The sequence below is a fragment of the Myxococcus sp. CA005 genome, assembly GCF_006518205.1.
Lineage (GTDB): Bacteria > Myxococcota > Myxococcia > Myxococcales > Myxococcaceae > Myxococcus > Myxococcus xanthus.
This window is the reverse complement of the sequence record NZ_SRLV01000067.1, coordinates 1-19,633: the sequence shown is the minus strand read 5'-3', so window position 1 is coordinate 19,633 and position 19,633 is coordinate 1. Positions and strand designations below refer to the sequence as shown.

15 protein-coding genes and 1 pseudogene are annotated in these 19,633 nt (G+C 69.3%); 6 read left to right on the top strand and 10 right to left on the bottom strand.

Annotated features, from left to right (window positions below):
- Together FMQ63_RS25830 and FMQ63_RS25825 are read right to left on the bottom strand one after the other, a co-directional pair.
- Positions 1–1,116 (bottom strand): triacylglycerol lipase, encoded by a 1,116-nt coding sequence (locus FMQ63_RS25830; RefSeq protein ID WP_011555947.1) that lies wholly within the window; start codon positions 1,114–1,116, stop codon positions 1–3.
- 169 nt (positions 1,117–1,285) lie between these two features.
- Entirely contained in the window at positions 1,286–3,313 is a 2,028-nt protein-coding gene (locus FMQ63_RS25825) for a kelch repeat-containing protein (protein ID WP_225909498.1), read from the bottom strand.
- A 580-nt stretch (positions 3,314–3,893) separates the two neighbouring features.
- Between FMQ63_RS25825 and FMQ63_RS25820 the strand changes: the two genes are divergently transcribed.
- Positions 3,894–4,850: a siderophore ABC transporter substrate-binding protein gene (locus tag FMQ63_RS25820; RefSeq protein WP_011555949.1), complete on the top strand. Its 957-nt coding sequence runs from the start codon at positions 3,894–3,896 to the stop codon at positions 4,848–4,850.
- Between the two features lie 69 nt (positions 4,851–4,919).
- Here the strand turns inward: FMQ63_RS25820 and FMQ63_RS25815 are convergent, their stop codons facing one another.
- The 3 genes from FMQ63_RS25815 to FMQ63_RS25805 are packed head-to-tail and all read right to left on the bottom strand — an operon-like array spanning position 4,920 to position 7,535.
- Positions 4,920–5,726: an ABC transporter permease gene (locus FMQ63_RS25815; RefSeq protein ID WP_011555950.1), complete on the bottom strand. Its 807-nt coding sequence runs from the start codon at positions 5,724–5,726 to the stop codon at positions 4,920–4,922.
- 1 nt (position 5,727) lies between these two features.
- On the bottom strand, positions 5,728–6,531 hold the full coding sequence (locus FMQ63_RS25810; RefSeq protein WP_011555951.1) for an ABC-2 family transporter protein: 804 nt from the start codon (positions 6,529–6,531) through the stop codon (positions 5,728–5,730).
- On the bottom strand, positions 6,528–7,535 hold the full coding sequence (locus FMQ63_RS25805) for an ATP-binding cassette domain-containing protein (protein WP_011555952.1): 1,008 nt from the start codon (positions 7,533–7,535) through the stop codon (positions 6,528–6,530). The genes FMQ63_RS25810 and FMQ63_RS25805 overlap by 4 nt, the downstream gene beginning before the upstream one ends.
- A 125-nt stretch (positions 7,536–7,660) precedes the next feature.
- Here FMQ63_RS25805 and FMQ63_RS25800 point away from each other — a divergent pair, with 125 nt between their 5' ends.
- Positions 7,661–8,881: a small ribosomal subunit Rsm22 family protein gene (locus FMQ63_RS25800; protein WP_011555953.1), complete on the top strand. Its 1,221-nt coding sequence runs from the start codon at positions 7,661–7,663 to the stop codon at positions 8,879–8,881.
- Positions 8,882–8,932: 51 nt separating this feature from the next.
- On the opposite strand, the gene FMQ63_RS25795 is transcribed toward FMQ63_RS25800, so the two are convergent.
- On the bottom strand, positions 8,933–9,121 hold the full coding sequence (locus tag FMQ63_RS25795; protein WP_020478821.1) for a hypothetical protein: 189 nt from the start codon (positions 9,119–9,121) through the stop codon (positions 8,933–8,935).
- Positions 9,122–9,352: 231 nt separating this feature from the next.
- On the opposite strand from FMQ63_RS25795, the gene pip reads away from it, so the two are divergent.
- Positions 9,353–10,321: a prolyl aminopeptidase gene (gene pip / locus FMQ63_RS25790; protein ID WP_011555955.1), complete on the top strand. Its 969-nt coding sequence runs from the start codon at positions 9,353–9,355 to the stop codon at positions 10,319–10,321.
- A gap of 9 nt (positions 10,322–10,330) precedes the next feature.
- Here the strand turns inward: pip and FMQ63_RS25785 are convergent, their stop codons facing one another.
- Positions 10,331–11,167 (bottom strand): YhfC family intramembrane metalloprotease, encoded by an 837-nt coding sequence (locus tag FMQ63_RS25785; protein WP_043613124.1) that lies wholly within the window; start codon positions 11,165–11,167, stop codon positions 10,331–10,333.
- Positions 11,168–11,348: 181 nt separating this feature from the next.
- Between FMQ63_RS25785 and FMQ63_RS25780 the strand changes: the two genes are divergently transcribed.
- A complete protein-coding gene (locus FMQ63_RS25780; RefSeq protein ID WP_011555957.1) occupies positions 11,349–13,184 on the top strand; it encodes a glycosyl hydrolase family 18 protein in 1,836 nt (611 codons plus the stop codon).
- A gap of 43 nt (positions 13,185–13,227) precedes the next feature.
- On the opposite strand, the gene FMQ63_RS25775 is transcribed toward FMQ63_RS25780, so the two are convergent.
- From FMQ63_RS25775 to FMQ63_RS25765, 3 genes are all read right to left on the bottom strand, one after another.
- Positions 13,228–16,293 (bottom strand): tetratricopeptide repeat protein, encoded by a 3,066-nt coding sequence (locus FMQ63_RS25775; RefSeq protein WP_011555958.1) that lies wholly within the window; start codon positions 16,291–16,293, stop codon positions 13,228–13,230.
- Positions 16,290–17,186: a transcriptional regulator gene (locus FMQ63_RS25770; protein WP_020478819.1), complete on the bottom strand. Its 897-nt coding sequence runs from the start codon at positions 17,184–17,186 to the stop codon at positions 16,290–16,292. The genes FMQ63_RS25775 and FMQ63_RS25770 overlap by 4 nt, the downstream gene beginning before the upstream one ends.
- Before the next feature lie 80 nt (positions 17,187–17,266).
- On the bottom strand, positions 17,267–18,667 hold the full coding sequence (locus FMQ63_RS25765; protein WP_026114255.1) for a M20/M25/M40 family metallo-hydrolase: 1,401 nt from the start codon (positions 18,665–18,667) through the stop codon (positions 17,267–17,269).
- An 82-nt stretch (positions 18,668–18,749) separates the two neighbouring features.
- Here FMQ63_RS25765 and FMQ63_RS25760 point away from each other — a divergent pair, with 82 nt between their 5' ends.
- On the top strand, positions 18,750–19,124 hold the full coding sequence (locus FMQ63_RS25760; protein ID WP_011555961.1) for a response regulator: 375 nt from the start codon (positions 18,750–18,752) through the stop codon (positions 19,122–19,124).
- Positions 19,125–19,140: 16 nt separating this feature from the next.
- Positions 19,141–19,633 (top strand): annotated as a pseudogene (locus FMQ63_RS25755) (J domain-containing protein); the annotation flags it as partial.

Here is a 19,633-nt window from a genome sequence, read left to right as displayed (position 1 = left end):
TCAATCATGCAGTGAGATGTAATGGATGAGGGCGGCGTAGAACTCCGGCTCATCGAAGGCGTCCGGCCCGACCCCCACCACATCCACATGGTCCTGAGGGACCACGCTGGACATGGACGTGCTCTGTAGGCGCGATGGCGCGTTCAAATCATTGAGCGTGGGAATGGACGCGTCATCCGTCACCGAGTCGAAGCCGAAGAAGGCGTCGTGGTAGCGCAGCCGACGCCCCATCTGCTGAGAGTTGATGCCCACCATGCCATCGTCATCCGCTTCGTTACGTACGCCGTCGCCGCAGCCGGCCGCGCCGTCGTTGTCCCCATCTCCCACGCAGTAGCCATTGCCGTCGATGTCGAAGAGGAACTCCTTCAACAGGTACAGCGCCGGATTCACATTTCCCCCGAACTGCGCGGTGATGAGTGACACGTAGCGCTCCGCGTAGTTGCTGCTCACCGGATACTTCTCGTTGAAGGCCTTCATGCCCGTGACGACACCGTCCGAGGATGAGTAGTCATTGAAGACGAGCTGCTTCGCCGCCGCATAGGCATCATTGCCCGGCGCATAGACGGAGTCGCCGTAGTAGCGCGCCAGCGCCGCGATGACGCTGGTGACGCCCGGTTTCTGGTCGAGGATGTACTTCGCCACCGGCGAGCCGCGGTGCGGCGAAGACACACTGGCCAGCACGGCCACCGACGTGGCGCCCCTTCGCTCCCGCAGCACGCGTGCCGCCTTCCGCGCGTCGATGCCCCCTTGAGAGTGGCCGATGATGCTCACCTTCGAGACACCCGTCGTCGCCATGAAGCCTTCGATGTCGTCCGCCAGGTCCAACCCGCGGACCTCCGAGGACTGAAACGCCGCCACCTGTGCAACGAAGGCGCGCTGTCCCGGGTCGAGGTCGCTGTTGCAGTTCGTGTCGAAGCGCGACTCACAGGCCTCACCCACGAAGGTGCCGAAGTCGTTCCCCCAGTAGTCGTAGCCGAGCAGGTCATCGAACCCGCCCATGCCGTGCGCGAACACCACGGGGAATTGCGTCTTCGCTGCGCCGGCCCAGGACGCGGGAGCCCCTCCCAGCACTCCGGCGAACAACCCCGTCATGACCACCCTTTGAATCCGATTCATGCGTCCCCCTCGAATGCACCGCTGGGAGATTGGAGCAGTGGAGACGCGGCTCGGGTCACCCGAAAGCGCGCCGCCATCACCCAGGCGACACCCCAAACCTCGAGCTGTCTTGCGGGCCGCATCCGAAAGCCCGCCCCGGTGACACAAGCCCCCGGGGCGGGACGTGGAATCAGGGCGCGGGCGAATACAACCCGGCGGAGGACAGTGAGCCGCTGGGGCCCAGACCTCCCGACACCAGCACGCGGCCAGAGCCCACCAGCGTCACCACGCCCGCGCTGGTGAGCGCCGTAGGCAACGTTCCGGCGCTGTGCCATTGGCCGCTGGCCGGGTCATACACCTCGGCCGAGGCCAACAAGCCCACGGTGCCGCCTCCATCACCGCCCAACACCAGCACGCGGCCGGAGGGCAGCAGCGCGGACATCGGTCCGTAGCGGGAGTGCTGCATGGACGTGAGTGAGGTCCAGGTGCCCGTCGCCGGGTCGTAGAGTTCGGCCGTGGCGAGCGCCCCCCGCGCGCCCCAGCCTCCGGCCACCAGCACCTTGCCCGACGGCAGCGCCACCGCCATGTGGCCATAACGCGGGCCGGACAGGGAGCCGGTGAGCGTCCACTGCCCCGTGGACACGTCATAGAGTTCCGCCGAGGACGTGTCTCCATCCTGCGTGTTGCCTCCCACCACCAGGACCTTGCCGGACGGCAGTGACGTCGCGGTGTGGTACTGCCGACGGCGGCTCATCACCCCGGTGGCGGTCCACGTCCCGGTCGCCGCGTCATACAACTCCGCGGTGGCCAGCATGCCAGAGAAGCTGGAGCTCATCCGGCCTCCCGCCACCAGGACCTTGCCGTTGGGCAGCAGCGTCGCGGTGTGGCGCGCACGCGGCGCAGCCAGCGCCCCCGTGGAAGTCCACGTGCCCGTGGCCGCGTCATAGAGCTCCGCAGAGGGAAGATAGCTGGACGACGTGCTCTGGCCTCCCGCTGCCAGCACCTTGCCATTGGGCAGTAACGTCGCGGTGTGGAGATAGCGCGCGGTGAGCAGCGTGCCCGTCTGCAGCCAGTGGCCCGTGGCCTCGGAGTAGCGCTCCGCGCCCGTCGAAGCCGTGCTGCCATTCGCGGTGCCACCAGCCGCGAGGACCTCGCCCGAAGACAACACCGTCAATGAATGGTGGTACCGCGCGGACAGCATGGCATTCGCCGCGCGCCAGGGGAGCGTGGGTGGGACGTAGCGCTCGGCGGAAGCGGTGCGCAGGACGCCGTCCGGGCTCCCGCCCGCGACCAGCACATCCCCCGTCCCCAGCAGCGCGGCGGTATGGCCCAGCCGGCTGGTGCCCATCGAAACCGTGGAGGTCCAGAGCGCGTTGACAGGGTCATACAATGCAGCGCTCTGGAGGTAGGGCTCGCTGCCGTCCGAGCCACCGGCGATGAACACCTCGCCGGAGTGCAGCACCGTCGCGGTGTGGTGCGCGCGCTCGACGGGCATCAGGCCCCCCGCGGAACCCCAGACACCGGTCTCCACGGTGTACAGCTCCGCGCTGCGCGTCGCGGTGATGTCATCCACCAACCCGCCGGACACCAGCACCTTGCCATTCAGCAGCGCCGTCGAAGCATGCCCCGTGCGCGGCGAGCTCATGGAGGCGGTGGAGGACCAGGTTCCCGTGGCGGGGTCATAGAGCTCCGCGGTCCGGAGGACGGTGCCCCACGAACTGGAGCGCCCGCCCGACACCAGCACCTTTCCATTGGGCAGCAGCGTCGCCGCGTGTCCCATGCGCGGGGCGGTCATGCTGTGGGTGGCGCTCCAGGTCCCCGTGTTGGCGTCATACAGACGCGCCGTCCTCAACGCGGTTCCCGTGCCGTCCTCGCCGCCCATCACCATCACCTTGCCGTTGAGCAGCAACGTGGCGGTGTGTCCCGAGCGAAGGGAGTCCAGGCTGCCGGTGGAAGACCAGGTCCCGGTGGCCACGTCGTACAGCTCCGCGGTGCCGGTGGTCGCGGCGGCGACGTCGCCGCCCACCACCAGCACCTTTCCATTGGGCAGCAGCGTCGCGGTGTGACGCCGGCGGATGACATTCATGCTCCCCGCGCTGAGCCACCGCGCGGTCGCCACGTCGTATTGCTCGGCGCTCGTGGAGGACTGGCCACCGGCGACCAGCACGCGGCCATTGGGCAGCACCGTGGCCGTATGGTCCAGCCGCTGAGTGGACATGCTGGGGGTGCCTACCCAACTGACGGAAGCGAGCTCTTCGTCCTGGGTCCATGGCTCATTCAGCGCGTCTGCAAAATCCTCGTGTGAGCATCCTGCGAACACGAGCGTCATCAAGAGCGCGGCCTTCCGGCCGAACCCGACAGGTTCAAACATAAGTGGGGGTCCTTTGTGTGACGGGGGGATGCGCGGCGGGACCGCGTCCGGCGCCTTTACCCCAGCCCTGCACGGGCGGACCATCGCACCACCCAAAACTGAACACATCAATACGTGGGGCCTTGGGTACCCACCCGTGCGGGGTAAAGCCAAAGGCCGCCGCGCCAGTCCATGCAATTCAAGCAACCGCAGAATTGCTCGCCACGCGAACGACGACCGCCTTCTTCAAATCCTCCCGCCCTGTTTCGGAGGGCGCAGCGGCGACAAATGCGCGACGCTGCCGATAATGCAAACTAATCTCAAAATGAAAATATGAACCATCCAGAGCGCCTTGACTCGCCCAGCGCCGCTGTCGAGCCGAGGAGCGACGTGGCATATCCGCCGGAACGTCCCTCGGTTTTCGCGGTCACGTTTCGGAGAACCTCCCATGCGCCGTTTCCATCGCCCGCTCGTCGCGGCACTGTTCGCCTCCGGTCTGGCCACCGCTGTCCCCGCCGCTGCGTTCGAGCTGAAGCATGAGACTGGCACGCTGAGCGTGCCCGCCACGCCGTCCCGCCTCGCCGTCTATGACCTCGGCGTGCTCGACACGCTGAACGCGCTCGGCATCCGTGCCGTGGCCGTGCCGAAGGCCACCTTCCCGGCCACGCTGTCCGCCTACAACAGCAATGGCGTGCCCCAGGCCGGCAGCCTGTTCGAGCCCGATACCAAGGCCCTCGCGGAGCTGAAGCCGGACCTCATCGTGGTGGGTGGGCGCTCGCGGAAGCAGGCCGAGTCCCTGAGCGCGCTCGCGCCCACCGTGAACATGTCCGTTCGCGCCGACCACTTCGTGGAGGACGTGACGGGCCAGACGCTGGCGCTGGGCAAGGCCTTCGGCAAGCAGACGGAAGCCGACACGCTGGTGAAGAACTTCGAGAAGGAGCGGGCGGCGCTGAAGAAGCTGACGGGCGGCAAGTCCGCCGTGATGCTCTTCACCCTGAATGGCAACGTCATGGTGCACGCGCCCGGTGACCGCTTCGGTTATCTCCACGAACTGACGGGCTTCAACGCCGTGGTCCCGAAGGCGGAGGGCAGCAACGACGGCCCGCGACCGCCGGCCGGGTCGCCCGAAGCGAAGGCCCGTCAGGAAGCCGCGGCCGCCCTGCTGAAGAAGGCCGTGGCCGCCAACCCGGAGTGGCTGGTGGTGCTGGACCGTGGCGCCGCGACCGGCGGGGGTGAGAACAAGGCCCTGGAGACGCTGGCCAAGCACCCGGAGCTCAGCCAGACCCGCGCCTTCAAGCAGGGCCGGGTCATCGTGGTCGACGCCCCGAGCTGGTACATCGTCGGTGGCGGTATCGCGAACGTGACCCGAATCGTCCAGGACACGACCCGCGGCCTGAAGAAGTAGGCCCTGGCGGTCATCCTCTCCTCGGGGCGGCGCGAGTCACCGCGCTGGGGAGAGGCGTTTCATGCCGCGTCAACTGCTCGCCGATGTGTACCGGCGGATGGAGCGGAGCCACACCTGACGTGAGCCCCAGGCGAAGAGCCCCGCGCCCACCACCGCCCCCACGAGCGACTGGGGCGGCAGCCGCCCCAGCATGGCCTGCGCCGGGAAGGTCGTCATCAGCGCCAGCGGGATGACGTACGTGAACACCATCGTCAGGACGCCGCGCCCCACGCCCTGGAACACGGAGGACGGCCAGCGCGCGAAGTCGAAGATGGAGGTGAACAGGTACGTCAGGTTGTCCACTCGCACGACGAAGAACGCCGCGCTCACTGTCAGAATCCACAGCGAGTAGAGCAAGAGCGTACTCGTCCCCAGCAGCAGCACGGAGGCCAGCAGCCCCGTCACCGACGGCCACCGTCCCAGGTGCATGAAGGCGTAGACGAACAGCCCGATTCCCGTCAGCACGTTGAAGGCCCGCCACGGCTGGAAGCGCTGCGTGGACACCAGGAACTGCGCGTCCGCCGGCTTGAGCAGCACGAAGTCCAACGTGCCCTTGCGGATGTGCTCCACCACCCCCGTGAGGCTGGGGTTGATGGCGCCCTCCAGGATGCCCTGCAGCAGCGTGAACCAGCCCACCACGAGCAACGCCTCGCCGAAATTCCAGCCCTCGATGTTGGGCCGCTCACCGTAGACGACGAACAGCGGCGCCAGCGCCGTGAAGGTCCAGAAGAGGGACGTCAGCCCCTCCGTGAAGAAGTCCGCGCGGTACTGCAGGGACAGCAGCCCCGACGCCTTGAGTTGAATGCCCAGCAGCCGCAGATAGCGCTTCACCTTCACTTCAGCCCCCGAACGCCGCGAAGCGCCGCACGCCCTGCTTCCACGTCACCGCCGCCAACGCCCCCAGCACCGCCACCCAGGCCCACTGGGCCGCCAGCAGCCGCAGGGACTCCTCCCAGCCATAGGCCCCCGTCAGCATCTCCACCGGGACGCCAATCTGATAGCGGAAGGGCAACCAGTCGATGATGGTGCGCAGCGTGGGCGGCAGCAGCTCCACCGGGTACATGTAGCCGGAGCACACGAAGAAGAGCACCAGCCACACCTCCAGCACCTTCTGGCTGCTCTCCAGGAAGAAGCACAGCGCGCCAATGGCCACGTTGGCCAGGAAGGCCACGGCCCAGCCGCCAATCACCGACAGCACGACGAAGCCCCACTGCCACGCGTGCTGGGGCACCGCCTTCTGCCCCACCAGCGCCACGCTCAGCAGCATCACCGGCACCGCGACCATCAATCGCATGGGGAAGGCGGCGATACTCTCCACCGCGTAGGCCCACAGCGGGGAGATGGGACGCAGCAGGCGCATGGCCAGCGTTCCCTGCTTCACCTCCCAGTTGATGAGCCACGCCGCCCACGACGTGGCGAGCTGCCGCACCGCGAAGGTGGCCAGGAAGTAGCTGATGAAGTCCGCCTCGCCGAAGCGGCCCACGGGCGCCTCGCGAGACACCGCCATCCACAGCACCATGTTGACCAGCGGCATGGTGGTGGACAGCACCCAGATGAGCATCTCCGCGCGGTAGGCCACCGCCTCCGCGAACCCCACCCGCAGCAGCGTGGGAAAGGCGCGCAGTGTGGTCCGGGCGCTCATGCGGGCACCGGCTCCGACACCGCCGTCCGGCGCGCCTTCGACTCCGCGAACAGTTCGCTCATCACCTCTTCCAGCGGCGCGTTCTCCACCGTGAGGTCCATCACCGGCAACGTGGACAGCGCGCGGGTGATGGTGGCGTTGACCGCCTCCTGCTGGACCTGGAGCACCGCGGTGCCGGGCTCGTGCGTCACCACCCGACCCAGCGGCGACAGGCGCCCGGCGTCCACTTCCTCCGACAGGCGCAGCACCACGCGCTTCTCCGGCCGCACCCGCTGCACCAGCGCGTCCAGGCCGCCGTCGTACGACAGGAGGCCCTTGTCGATGACGATGACGCGGGGGCACAGCGCCGCCACGTCATCCATGTAGTGGCTGGTGAGGATGAGCGTGGCGCCGTACTTCTCGTTGTACTCCTTGATGAACGTCCGCATGGTGGCCTGCATGGCCACGTCCAGGCCGATGGTCGGCTCGTCCAGGAAGAGCACCCGGGGCTGGTGGATGAGCGCCGCGGCCAGCTCGCACTTCATCCGCTCCCCCAACGACAGTTGACGGGTGGGCTTGCCGATGAGGTCCCCGATTTCCAGGAGCTCAATCAGGTCCGAAATCGTCTTCTTGTACTGGGCCTGGGGCACGTCGTAGATGGCGCGGTTGAGTTCGAACGTCTCCGCCGGAGGCAGGTCCCACAGGAGCTGCTGTTTCTGCCCCATGACGAGCATGATTTTCTTGAGGAAGGCCTCCTCCCGCTTCTGCGGGACATGGCCGTCCACCGTCACCTCGCCGTCGGAGGGATAGAGCAGGCCGGAGAGGACCTTGAGCGTCGTCGTCTTCCCGGCGCCATTGGGGCCCAGGAAGCCCACCCGCTCTCCGGGGCGGATGTCGAAGGAAATCCCATCCACGGCCTTCACCGTGGTGTAGCTACGGTGGATGAGCGAGCGGAGGGCCGCCTTCAAGCCCGGCGGGCGCTTATGGACTTTGTAGTGCTTGCGAAGGCCGCGAACGGAAATCATGTGCGACCAGGATTTAACGCGGTCTCCCCCTCCATGGCGATCTCGCCGTTGACGGCTTGGCGGGACGACAATCGGTTGGCAACGGCCGCGGCGGGACGCGGCCTCACAGGTGAAGGCTGGGTTCGATGAGCAACGCATACAGCAAGGACCTGGAGCGATGGATGCCGCGGCTCATCGCCGTCTGGCGCGCGTCACGCGGCCGGGGCGGTGGCGGCGGGCCGGAGACGCGCCTGACGCCCCAGGAGGTGAAGGAGGTGGCCGCGGGTGTCCGCCAGCTCTCCCTGGGCCTCACGCGGGAGCGGCAGCTCGCCGGTGCGCGGTACATGGACGACCCGAAGCTCCTGGGCGCCTATCTCCTCTTCTACTGGCCGGTGTCCTATGCGCAGGCCCGGCAGGTGCTCGGTGAGCTGCCGAACCGCCCCCGGCAGGTGCTGGACCTGGGCAGCGGTCCGGGCCCGGTGGCCTTCGCCGCCCTGGACGCGGGCGGGGGCCAGGTCACCGCCGCCGACCGCAGCAAGGCCGCCCTCACCCTGGCGCGAAACCTGGCCGCCGAGGCCGGTGAGGCCCTGGCCACCCGCGACTGGGACCCGACGAAGAAGGGCGCCACGCTGCCCGACGGCCAGTTCGACCTGATTACGATGGGCCACGTCGTCAACGAGCTGTACGGCACGGGAGACGCGGCCACGGCCCCCCGCGCCGCGCTGCTGGAGACGATTCTGGCGAAGGTGAAGCGCGGCGGCAGCCTGCTGGTGATGGAGCCCGCGCTGCGCGAGACGAGCCGCGGCCTGCTGCACGTGCGCGACGCCATGGTGGCCAAGGGCTACGCCGTCCGCGCGCCCTGCATGTACCGCGGCCCCTGCCCCGCCCTGGTGAAGGAGACGGACTGGTGCCACGCCGAGCGCGCCTGGCCCATGCCTCGCGTGGTGGAGGAGCTGGCGCGCGCGGCGAGCCTGCACAAGGAATCGCTGAAGATGAGCTACCTGGTGCTGGCCCCCAAGGACGAGGCGTGGCCGGAGCTGACGCCCGGGCGGCTGTTCCGCATCGTCTCCGAGCCCCTGGAGGGCAAGGGCCGGCACCGCTACATCGGCTGTGGCCCCGAGGGCCGCGTGGGCCTGGCGATGCAGGAGCGCCACCGCAACGAGCGCAACGAGCGCTTCCTCAAGCTGAACCGGGGCGACGTCATCTCCGTGACGGAGACGGAGCCCAAGGGTGACGGGCTCGCGCTCGACGAGCGCACCGAGGTGCGGGTGGTGGCTCCCGCGGGCAAGGGCGTTCCACCCCCGCCTCCGGAGGAGGACGCGCCTTCGAGCCCGGGAACCGGCCCGCGCCCGGGCGCGCCCTCCTGAGTGAAGCACCCGGCCCCTGACTCCCCGGGGCCGGAAGACGCAGGGCCTGGCTCAGTGCCGGGCCTGGGCATAGCCTCCCGTGAGGACGTCGCACATGTGGCGGAAGGCCTTCACGCCGTCCTTCATGGCGCCCACCGCGCCCTGCGCGAGGACGGTGGCCTGCACGCGGACCAGCCGCAGCCGGCGCGGCGCGGGCGTGTGAGGAGAAGTCGCAGGACGGATGAGCGAAGCGATGTTCATGGCGTGCTCCGTGGGGTGTGGGAGACAACCGGCAGTCTCCACCCCGTCCGCGAAGCCCGCGTTGCGGCGCGGTGAACTCGCCGTCACATCGTCCGTGGCCTGCCTGACAGAGCGCCCTCCGGGCAGGAAGTCCGCCGCACACTCCAGACGCCCTGCCACCGACGGACGGAAGGCCCACGGCGGGGCCCCTGTTAGGGTCGGCCGCTCCCACCGCTACGGAAGGCCTGCCCCGTGTCCGTGTCCAACCGGCCGCTGCGTTCGCTGTACCCGCCCCTGGAGCCCTACCGCACCGGACGCCTGCGCGTCTCCGGTGGGCATGAGGTGTACTTCGAGGAGAGCGGCAATCCGGAGGGCAAGCCGGTGCTCTTCGTCCACGGGGGGCCGGGCGGAGGAACGGACCCGCGCCAGCGCCGCTTCTTCGACCCGACCGCGTACCGAATCATCCTGTTCGACCAGCGCGGCTGCGGACGCAGCACCCCACACGCGAGCCTGGAGGAGAACACCACCTGGGACCTGGTGGCCGACATGGAGCGGCTGCGCGAGTTCCTGGACATCTCCCGGTGGCAGCTCTTCGGCGGCTCATGGGGCAGCACCTTGTCCCTGGCCTATGCCCAGACACATCCCGAGCGCGTCTCGGAGTTGGTGCTGCGCGGCATCTTCCTGCTCCGCAAGCAGGAGATTGACTGGTTCTATCAGCGAGGCGCCAGCGCCCTCTTCCCGGATGCGTGGGAGTACTACCTGGAGCCCATTCCTCTCGAGGAGCGTGGGGACCTGCTGGCGGCCTACCACCGCCGGCTGATGGGTTCCGACGTGAAGGCGCAGCAGGAGGCCGCGCGCGCGTGGAGCGTGTGGGAAGGACGCACCAGTTGCCTGTACCCCAACGCGGAGCTGGTGGCGCGCAACAGCGGGGACACCTTCGCGCTCGCCTTCGCCCGCATCGAATGCCACTACTTCGTCAACCGGGGCTTCCTGCGCAGCGACACCCAACTGCTCGACGACGTGCACCGCATCCGCAAAATCCCCGCCGTCATCGTCCAGGGGCGCTATGACGTGGTGTGCCCCCCAGAGAGCGCCTGGGCCCTGCACAAGGCGTGGCCGGAGGCGGAGTTCGTCATGGTGTCCGACGCGGGGCACTCCGCGAACGAGCCGGGCAACACCTCCGCGCTGGTGGATGCCACGGACCGCTTCCGCGGGCGCTAGAGCGCCTGCTCACTCCCGTGCCGGAACCGCCGCCGTGTCGCGCTCCGCGTCCACGCGGCGGAAATAGAGGATGACCCACAGGCTCACCAGCGCGGCCACCGTCACCATGGCTTCGCCCGCGAACGCCCCTGCCTGCGGTCCCCACGCCGCGGTGGCCAGCTTCCCCACCACCACCGTCAGCGCGTTGAAGAAGGCGTGGGCGCCCACCGCGAGCCAGTACCACTTCACCTCGCCACGGATGAAGCGCTGGAGCACCACCACCGACAGCGCGATGTGCACCACCATGGAGCCCAGCCGCTCGTAGGCCCCCAGCAGCGGCATCCACCAGTCCAGCGCGGCGATGGTGGCCTTGGCTTCCACCACCTGCGCCACCTGCTCCGGCTTCAGCGGCAAGGTGGAGGGGTCCAACTTGGACAGGGCGATGACGTTGACGAGCCCCAGCGCCGTCAGCCCGCCCACCAGCAGCGCCGACTCCAGGCCGCCGTGGCCCACGCCGAAGCCCACCGCGTCGCGCCAACGGCGGAAGTCCTTCAGCGGCTTGCGGAAGGCCCACAGCCGCGCCGTCTCCTCGAAGAGGCCCGCGGTGAGGGACAGCACGACAATCCAGACACCCAGAAGCACCGAGGACGTCTTCAGCGCGTCGCGCATGAAGTACTGCGCCACCTGCACCATGGGCAGCCGGGTGAACAACTGCGACAGCGCGAACGCCGCCGCGCCCCAACCCACCACCTTCCAGGCCACGCCCAGCCGCCGGCGCGCCCACAGCACCATGCCCACCGGCATCAGCACGTCGAAGGTGATGGCGACCGCGTAGCTGGCGACCAGCCTCGTATCCACAGCGTCCACGCGGTCTCTCCCCTCCAGGAAGCACAGGCTCTTGAAACCCAGCCTCGAGGACACCAGCGAAGCGCCGCCCGAATCCAGGGGAAATCGCCGAACCGCCAGGATTTTCCGGTTTTGACCCGAAAAACAGGCGGAGCCTCTCTCTGAGGGGTGGAGCTTCTCCCCCAGCCGAAAGGCAGACGCCATGCAGCTTCCTGGACACCTCCACCGAACGGGCCTCGCCGCCCTGGTGGTCCTCACCACCCTGCTCAGCTTCCTGCACCCCGCGTATGTCCTGGCGGCGGACCGGGGCGCGTGGGCGCCCAACACCTCGTACACCGTGGGCGACATCGTCTCCCACGGAGGCAAGGGCTACGACTGCCGCCAGTCGCACCAGTCCCTCGTCGGATGGGAGCCGCCCAACGCCCCGGCGCTCTGGCTGGAGCGGACAGGGAATCCGCCGCCGGATACCCAGGCGCCCTCCGCGCCGCCGTCGCTCACATCCACCGCGAAGACGCATGAGAGCGTGTCGCTGTCCTGGGACGCGTCCACGGACAACGTGGGCGTCACCGGCTACGAGGTCTTCACCAACGCGGGCACGTCCGCCTCCGCGTCGACGGCGGGCGCCACCCACGTCACGGTGACGGGCCTGGCCGCGAACACCACGTACACCTTCACCGTGAGGGCGCGCGACGCCGCGGGCAACCACTCGGCGGCAAGCAGCGCGCACAGCGTGACGACCTCCCCGCGCCCCGCGCCCGACACCGTGCCGCCCTCCGCCGCCAGCGCCCTGCGCGCCACTGGCGTGAGCAACAGCAGCGTGTCGCTGTCCTGGGGCGCGTCCACTGACAACGTGGGCGTCACCGGCTACGAAATCTTCGTCAACGGGAGCGCGTCCGCGTCCGCGACCACCTCGGGCGCCACCAGCGCCACGGTGACGGGCCTCGCCGCGAACACGACCTACGCCTTCACCGTGAAGGCGCGGGATGCCGCGGGCAACCGCTCGGCGGCGAGCAATAGCGTCTCCGCGACGACGACGGGGACGCAGCCCGTGGGGAACAAAATCATCGTGGGCTACTGGCACAACTTCGACAACGGCTCGACGAACATCCGGCTGCGGGACGTCTCCGCGAAGTTCAACGTCATCCAGGTCGCCTTCGCCGAGCCCGTGGGTGGCCCGGGCTCCGGACGCATGGCCTTCACGCCGTACAACGCCAGCGTCGCGGACTTCAAGGCGGACATCGCCCTGCTCAAGAGCCAGGGCCGCAAGGTGCTCATCTCCATTGGCGGCGCGAATGGCACCGTCCACCTGGATGACGCCACCGCGCGGCAGGACTTCGCCACCACCATGCAGGCCCTCATCGACACCTACGGCTTCGACGGGTTGGATTTGGACCTGGAGGGCAGCTCGCTGTCACTCAACGGCGGCGACACCGACTTCCGCAACCCCACCACGCCGCGAATCGTCAACATCATCCAGGCCACGCGCCAGCTCCTCAACCAGAACGGCCCGGGCTTCATCCTCACCATGGCGCCCGAGACGGCCTACGTCCAAGGCGGCATGGCCGCGTACGGCGGTCCCTGGGGCGCGTACCTGCCCGTCATCCACGCGCTGCGAGACAGACTGGCGTACCTGCACGTGCAGCATTACAACACCGGCACCGTCATGGCGCTCGACGGCCGGGCCTACGCGCAGAGCACGCCGGACTTCCACGTGGCCATGGCGGAGATGATGCTTCAGGGGTTCCCCGTCGGCGGCAACACCGGCGCGATGTTCCCGGGGCTGCGGCCGGACCAGGTACTCATCGGCCTGCCGTCGTCACCGCAGGCGGCGGGCGGCGGGTACACGACGCCGGCCAACGTGCACAAGGCGCTCGACTACCTGCTCAAGGGACAGTCCTTCGGCGGAACCTACGTGCTGCGCAACCCCGCCGGCTACCCCGGCTTCAAGGGCCTGATGACCTGGTCCATCAACTGGGACGCGTTCACGAACTTCGAGTTCTCCAACAGCCATCGCGCGTACCTGGACACCTCCCCCTAGCGCGCCCCGGCGCGAGGGCAGCGCTCCTCCATGCAATCGATTGTCATCCGCGACAGTGCCCCAGCTCGGTCCGCGCGTCCGCCGTCTCCTGGACATAGGCCTTGCGCCACACGGACAGCTCCTCCCAGGCGCGGCGGGCCTCTCCGCAGGCCTCTTCCACCGCGCCCGTCAACCGAAGCGCCCGCGCGAGCCGGCGGCGCAGCCTGGGAACGCGGGCGGAGACCACCTGCCGGGCCGTGAGGTCCGCCAGCGCGGTCCGCAGTGGCGCCAGGGCCTCGGCGGGCTGACCTCGCGCGAGATGGACGTCCCCCAGCACCAGCAGCGCCTCGATGCGCTCGGACGACGAAGGCCCCAGGTCCCGCTCCATGGCCACGAGCGCCTGGTCCACATGACGACGGGCCTCGTCCACCTGCCCGAGAAAGAGGAGGGCATCCGCCATGTAGCGCAGTCCCGAGCCATCCATCTCTCCCTTGTCGGCCAGGGGCCGCTGGAGCGAGACGCCGCGAGCGTGGAAGCCACGGGCCTCGTCCGGACGCCCCAGGAGACGCAACAGCCGGCCCACCTCGTGCGCATCCAGCGCCACCTCAGGGTGGGTGGCGCCATAGGCACGCTCGCGATGCGCCAGGAGGCCTCGGGCATACTCCAGCTCCGGCAAACGCTCGCCCTGCTCGCCCAGCACCCCCAGCCGATTCGACTTCACCCCTATCAACACCGGGCTGTCGGCGGCCACGCTCTTGAGCGCCACGGCCCAGCTCTCCTCCGCGGCCTCCCGCGCCTGGGCCGCATGCCCCCACTCGACGTAGACGAGGGTCAGGTTGGACAAGGTCCGGGCCACCGACAGGTTCTCCGAACCCAGCGTCTGGCGAAGGATGCCCAGCGCCCGCTTGAGGACGGCCTCGGCGCTCGATAGCTCCCCCAGAAGGGCCAGCGTGCCCCCCAGGTTCGACAGGGCCCGTCCCGTGTCCCGGTGCGCCGGCCCGAAGTGCTTCTCATGGACGCGCAGCGCCTCCTCCTGCCAACGCTTCGCCTCCAGCAACCGTCCCTGTTGCCGAGCCAGCAATCCCAGCCGGCCGTTCAGCTCCGCGCGCGTGAACGTCTGGCCCCGGGCGCTGGCGGTTTCCAGCAAGGCACGGAGCAGCGACTCGGCCTCCGAGAAGCGGCCCTCCTGCTCCAGGAGCTCCGCCTGCACCTGGTCCAGCAGGATGTCCAGCTCGGCGTCTCGCAGCGTCTCCGCCAGGGCCCGGGCGCGATGGAGGAAGGGCCATGCCTCCTGGGGCCGTCCCATTCCGTACCCATGCAGCCAGGCCTGGAAGTGCAGCACCCGCGCGAGCACGCCCAGATGCCGCCCTGCCTCGGCCGCCAGAGCACCCTGGACCAGGGACTCGCGCGCGTCCTCGAATGCCCCCGCGTCCTCCTGCAATCGCGAGCAGAGGTGATGCGCCTCGGCTTCCAGCGGCCGATGATGGGTGGCGAGCGCACGCGCTCGGGCGGCAAGCGCGATTCGCAGGCCCTCGGGGGTATGCCCCGCGAGCCTCTTCGCGTTCGCCCGCGCGAGCTCCGCGCGCACCGCGTCCACCTCCACACGCGCCTTCGGGTCCTCCGGCGGAGACACGGCCTCCTGCAACGTGCGCACGTCCGCGCACCCGCCCACGCCGCCGAGCGAGGCCCCCAGCGCGAAGCCCCGCTCCACCGTCCGCGCGTCCGCGCCCTGGAGCGCCGCCGTCAGCCGCGACAGCTCTCCCAGCCGTTGGTCCAGGCACGTCATCCGCAGCCCCAGCGCCGCTTCCGACTGCTCGCCGAAGACACGCGTCGCCTCGCACGCGGACTGATGCGCGCGCGTCCAGTCCTGCGTCCACTGCTCCAGCGTGGAGGCCACGGCCTGGAACGAGGCCTCGGCCGCGGGGTCTCCCGTCCCCAGAAAGGCCTGACGCGTGGACTCACGCACGGACGCGTCCCAGATGCCCTCGAGGTGCCGTTCACTGCCCTGGCAGACTTCGCTCGGCGCCGCCGCGGAAGGCCCCAGCACGAGGAACCCCAGGCCCACCAGTCCTCCCGCGAGCACCGCCGTGGCCGCGCTGCGCTTCCAGGCCCCCACCTCCCGCGCGAGGCGGGCTCGCAGCACCTGCATGGACTCGAAGCGCCGCGACGGGTCCACGGAGAGGCCCCGCCGCACCACGGCCTTGAGCCACGAGGGCACGCCCCGCTGCTCCGGCCGCACCTCCTGGCGCTGCATGGATGCCAGGAGCTCCTCGCGCGTGGCACCCGCGAAGGGCCGCTGCCCGTTGAGCGCCTCGTAGAGCGCGACGCAGAAGGCGAACTGGTCCGAACGGGCATCTCCCCGCTCTCCGCGAAGCTGCTCCGGCGCGCCATAGGCGGGCGTCCCCAGGAACGCGCCAGTGACGGTGAGTGGCGCCTCGCAGGAGTCGATGGCCGCATCCTCCCGAGGAGGCCCCATTCCCACCGCGGCGTTGGCCAGGCCAAAGTCGGTGATGCGCACCTGACCGTCGCGCGTCAGCAGGACGTTGTCGGGCTTGAAGTCGCGGTGGATGATGCCCAGCGCGTGCGTGGCCGCGAGCCCATCCGCCGCCTGGGTGAAGCGCGCCAGGATTTCCCGGCGCGTGCGCGGCTTCTCCGCCAGCCACCGCCGGAGCGTGCCGCCCTCGACGAGCTCCATCACCAGGAAGAGCTGTCCCTGGAACTCGCCCACGTCATGCAACTGGGCGACATGGGGATGCGACAGGCGGGCCATCGTGCGGGCCTCGCGCTCCAATCGCTGACGTGCCTGGGCCAGCGAGTCCTCCCCAAGCCTCGCGAGGTTCAGCAGCTTCAGCGCCACCTTGCGGTCCAGCTCCGGGTCATAGGCCGCATGGACGCGCCCCATGCCACCTTCGCCGAGCAACCCGAGCACCACGTACCGTCCCACCCGCGCACCGGAGACGAGCAGCCCCGTGTCGACCAACGGGGGAGGACTCTCCAGCCCCCCCAGCGCGGCGAGCACGCTCCGGCACTCCGAGCAGGCGGAGACATGCTGGCGCACCGTCGTCATGCCCTCGGGGTCCAACGCGCCGTTCGCGAACCCCGAAAGCGCGTTCTCATCCGGGCAGCTCACTCGCGCCCCTCCAGCAGGCCCGAGAGGCTCAAGTCCAACCGTCCATGGATGGCGCGCATCACGCTGTCCACTTCCGGCTCGGGCAACGACAGGCGTTCAGCGAGCGCGCGCCGCGTCCGTTTCTCCAGCAGCGACTGCACCGCGGTGAGCCGGCGTGAGAGGGTGGACTTGTGCAGGTCGAACAGGGCGCCCATGCGCTCCAGGGAGAGGCGCTCGACGAAGTGCAGCCGCAGCAACTCCCGGTCTTCATCGTCCAGCGAGGCCACCGCCCGGACGAAGGCCGCGCGCACATGCCCCCGTGCCTCCTCCCGCACGAAGCCCAGCTCCAGGCCGCCCGGCGCGGGGTGTTCGGCGAGCACCTCGGCCTCGACGTGGGACGCTTCTCCCAGCGCCTTGCGCATCCGCAGCGCGAGCCTTGTCGCGGAGATGCTCACCCAGTGCAGCAGCGGGCCCGCGCCCGCGTAGCCGAGCAACCGGGACGGAGCCTCCGCGCGAGGCATCAGGAGGTTGGCCCGGAGCGCTTGCAACACCTCGTCCGCGAACACCGGCGAGGGGTGGATGCGCGCCAGGGGGACGCGCAACTTGAGGAGAACCTCCTGCTCCAGGAGCGCACGAGCCGCTGGCAGTCCCTGCGCGCAGGAGAGCGCGAGCGCGACGTCCCTGGCATGCAGTCGCTCCAGCGAGAGCACCGGGTCCACCGCTCGCGAAAGCAGCGTCCCCAGGTGGTGAGCGAAGGCCTTGGACTCGGGCGCGGCGGCTTGGAGGGCGGCGGCCAGGGAGACGGCGCGGTCCACGGCCTCCCTGGCACTCGGCGCCGCACGGAGGCGAGCGGAGGATGGCTCGCCAGCGGCCTGCAACACCCACTCGAAGAACTCCGCGTTCGCCCCATGCATCCCAAGCGCTCCTGACACCACGCTGACGATACATCAAGCCCCTGATTCAACGAGACCAGGGCCCCGGAGTCACGGGGTGCTCAAGCCTTCCGCGCGCTCAGGGCCTCGGCCAGCTCCGCGTAGAGGTGGATGGCGCTGCGGATGGACTTCTCCCAGTCGCCCAGGTGCAGGCTTTCATTCTCCGAATGGGCATAGGTGTACGGGTCCTCCACGCCGATGAGCAGCGCGGGCACGCCGCCCAGCTCCTTCGCGAAGGGCTCCACGAAGGGAATGGAGGCGCCGCAGCCAATGGCGACCGCCTTCGTGCCGTAGCCCTTCTCCAGCGCGCGGAAGGCCGCCTGGAACGCGGGGTGGGACGGGTCCGTGTACCACCAACCGGACGCACCCTCCGTGTCGAAGTGGACCTCCAAACCCCACGGGCACACCTTGCGCAGGTGCTCCTTCAGGCGCTGCTCCACGTCGCGCGCCTCCAGGTCCGGGACGATGCGGATGCCCACCCGCGCCCAGGCCGAATCACAGATGATGTTGCGCGCGTCCTTGCGGCTGCTGGCCTGGATGGCATTGATGGCGATGCTCGGCTGACGCCAGTTCATCTCCCACGGATGCGCCCCGCCTCCCAGCACCTGCGCGCCCGGCAGAAGGCCCGACTGCGCGCGGAAGTGCGCCTCGTCTCCGGGCAGGGATTCGATGCTCTGGCGCTCTCCGTCCGTCAGCGGCTTCACGCGCTCGCGGATGCCTTCAATGGCGATGGAGCCATCCGCGTGCGTCAGCGTGGCCAGCATCCGGCACAGCGCCATGACGGGGTCCGGCACCGGCCCGCCCCACATGCCCGAGTGCACCGCCTGCCGCAGCGCCCGCACCTCCACGTCCACCGTGACGAGCCCGCGCAGCGCGGTAGTGATGGACGGCAGGCCGGTATCGAAGTTGGACGTGTCGGTGAGGACGATGGCATCCGCCTTCAGGAGCGCCGCGTGCTCCTGGAGGAAGGCGCCCAGGAAGTTGCTGCCAATCTCCTCCTCGCCCTCGATGATGACCTTCACGTTGAGCGGCAACGCTCCCGCGCCCTTCAGCCACGACTCCACCGCGGACGTGTGCACGACGATGCCCGCCTTGTCGTCCGCCGAGCCGCGGCCGTACAGCCGGCCGTCGCGCTCCACCGGCTCGAACGGAGGGCTCTTCCACGCGGCCTCGTCACCCGCGGGCTGCACGTCATGGTGAGCGTAGAGCAGCAGCGTGGGCTTGCCCGGCGCCTTGAGCACCTCGCCATAGACGTAGGGGTGCGTGCCCTCGATTTCGAGTAGCTGAACGTTTTCAAAACCACGGTCTTTCAACAGCCGTGCAGTCGCTTCCGCGCTGCGTCGTACCTGCGTCGCATCGAAGCCAGGAAATGAGACACTGGGAATGCGGACCAGGGACTTGAGGTCCTCCAGGTACGTCTGCTTCTTCGACTCGAAGTGTGAGAGAGCATTGTCGGTGGACATGCCCACCCCTTAACCCAAAAAGGCGGGCAGGCGTGCCATGTCCCCGCGCGGATGTTGCGCGGTCCAAGTATCATCCGGAGCCATGTCCGACACCCCGACCCTGCTGCTCGTCGATGACGACAGTTTCGTGCGCCGTATCCTCAAGGACGTCATCGCCGACACGGGCATCGAGCTGCGGCTGCTCGAGGCTGCGGACGGTGAGGAAGGCCTGGCCGTGGCCGCGCGGGAGAAACCCGCGGTGATGTTCCTGGACCTGTTCATGCCGAAGAAGAGTGGACTGGAGGTCCTGGGCGCCATCAAGGCGGTGTCGCCCACCACGCGTGTGTTGGTCATCAGCAGCATGGACGCGGAGCCCGTCGTGGAGCAGGCCATGGCGGCGGGCGCCGTGGGCTTCGTGGGCAAGCCCTTCCATCCGCTCGAGATCGCCTCGGCCGTGCGCCAGGCGTTGGCTCACTGACCCCCGGGGTGTTTTCGTGTCGTCTTCTGCTGTCGGTTACTGGGTCGCGGACCATCTCGGACGTGTGCTGGGGCCCCTGGCGCTCCAGGCCCTCCGGGAACTGATTTCCTCCGGACGCTTGAAGGCCGCGGTGCGCGCCTCGCGGGACGGGACGAACTGGGTCGCCCTGCCGGAGCTGCCCGAGCTGAGCGACTTGTTCGCCAGCGCGCGCCCCACGCCCTCCCTGGAGCTGCAGCAAGCCGAGCGCCTGCGCGCGCAGATGCGCGCCATGCAGAGCCTGCCGGCCCACGAAGTCTTTGGCCTCAAGCCCACCGCCAGCCTGGACGAGCTGCGTCTGGCCTACTTCCGCATGGCCAGGCGCTTCACGCCGGACCACGTGTCCCCGGACACGCATCCGGAGCTGAAGAAGGTGTCGGCGGAGATCTTCGACTTCCTGTCGCGCCGCATGCGCGATGCGGAGGCCAACTGGACGCAGGCGGCGCAGGCGCCCCGCCCGCCGCCGCCCGTCG

Excerpts from the sequence above, each read along its gene's own strand:
- FMQ63_RS25810 (WP_011555951.1), bottom strand. The coding sequence starts at position 6,531 with ATGAGCGCCCGGACCACACTGCGCGCCTTTCCCACGCTGCTGCGGGTG.
- FMQ63_RS25805 (WP_011555952.1), bottom strand. The coding sequence starts at position 7,535 with ATGATTTCCGTTCGCGGCCTTCGCAAGCACTACAAAGTCCATAAGCGC.
- FMQ63_RS25800 (WP_011555953.1), top strand. The coding sequence starts at position 7,661 with ATGAGCAACGCATACAGCAAGGACCTGGAGCGATGGATGCCGCGGCTC.
- FMQ63_RS25795 (WP_020478821.1), bottom strand. The coding sequence starts at position 9,121 with ATGAACATCGCTTCGCTCATCCGTCCTGCGACTTCTCCTCACACGCCC.
- FMQ63_RS25820 (WP_011555949.1), top strand. The coding sequence starts at position 3,894 with ATGCGCCGTTTCCATCGCCCGCTCGTCGCGGCACTGTTCGCCTCCGGT.
- FMQ63_RS25780 (WP_011555957.1), top strand. The coding sequence starts at position 11,349 with ATGCAGCTTCCTGGACACCTCCACCGAACGGGCCTCGCCGCCCTGGTG.
- FMQ63_RS25760 (WP_011555961.1), top strand. The coding sequence starts at position 18,750 with ATGTCCGACACCCCGACCCTGCTGCTCGTCGATGACGACAGTTTCGTG.
- FMQ63_RS25765 (WP_026114255.1), bottom strand. The coding sequence starts at position 18,667 with ATGTCCACCGACAATGCTCTCTCACACTTCGAGTCGAAGAAGCAGACG.
- FMQ63_RS25770 (WP_020478819.1), bottom strand. The coding sequence starts at position 17,186 with ATGCATGGGGCGAACGCGGAGTTCTTCGAGTGGGTGTTGCAGGCCGCT.
- FMQ63_RS25830 (WP_011555947.1), bottom strand. The coding sequence starts at position 1,116 with ATGAATCGGATTCAAAGGGTGGTCATGACGGGGTTGTTCGCCGGAGTG.
- FMQ63_RS25825 (WP_225909498.1), bottom strand. The coding sequence starts at position 3,313 with ATGTCCACTCAGCGGCTGGACCATACGGCCACGGTGCTGCCCAATGGC.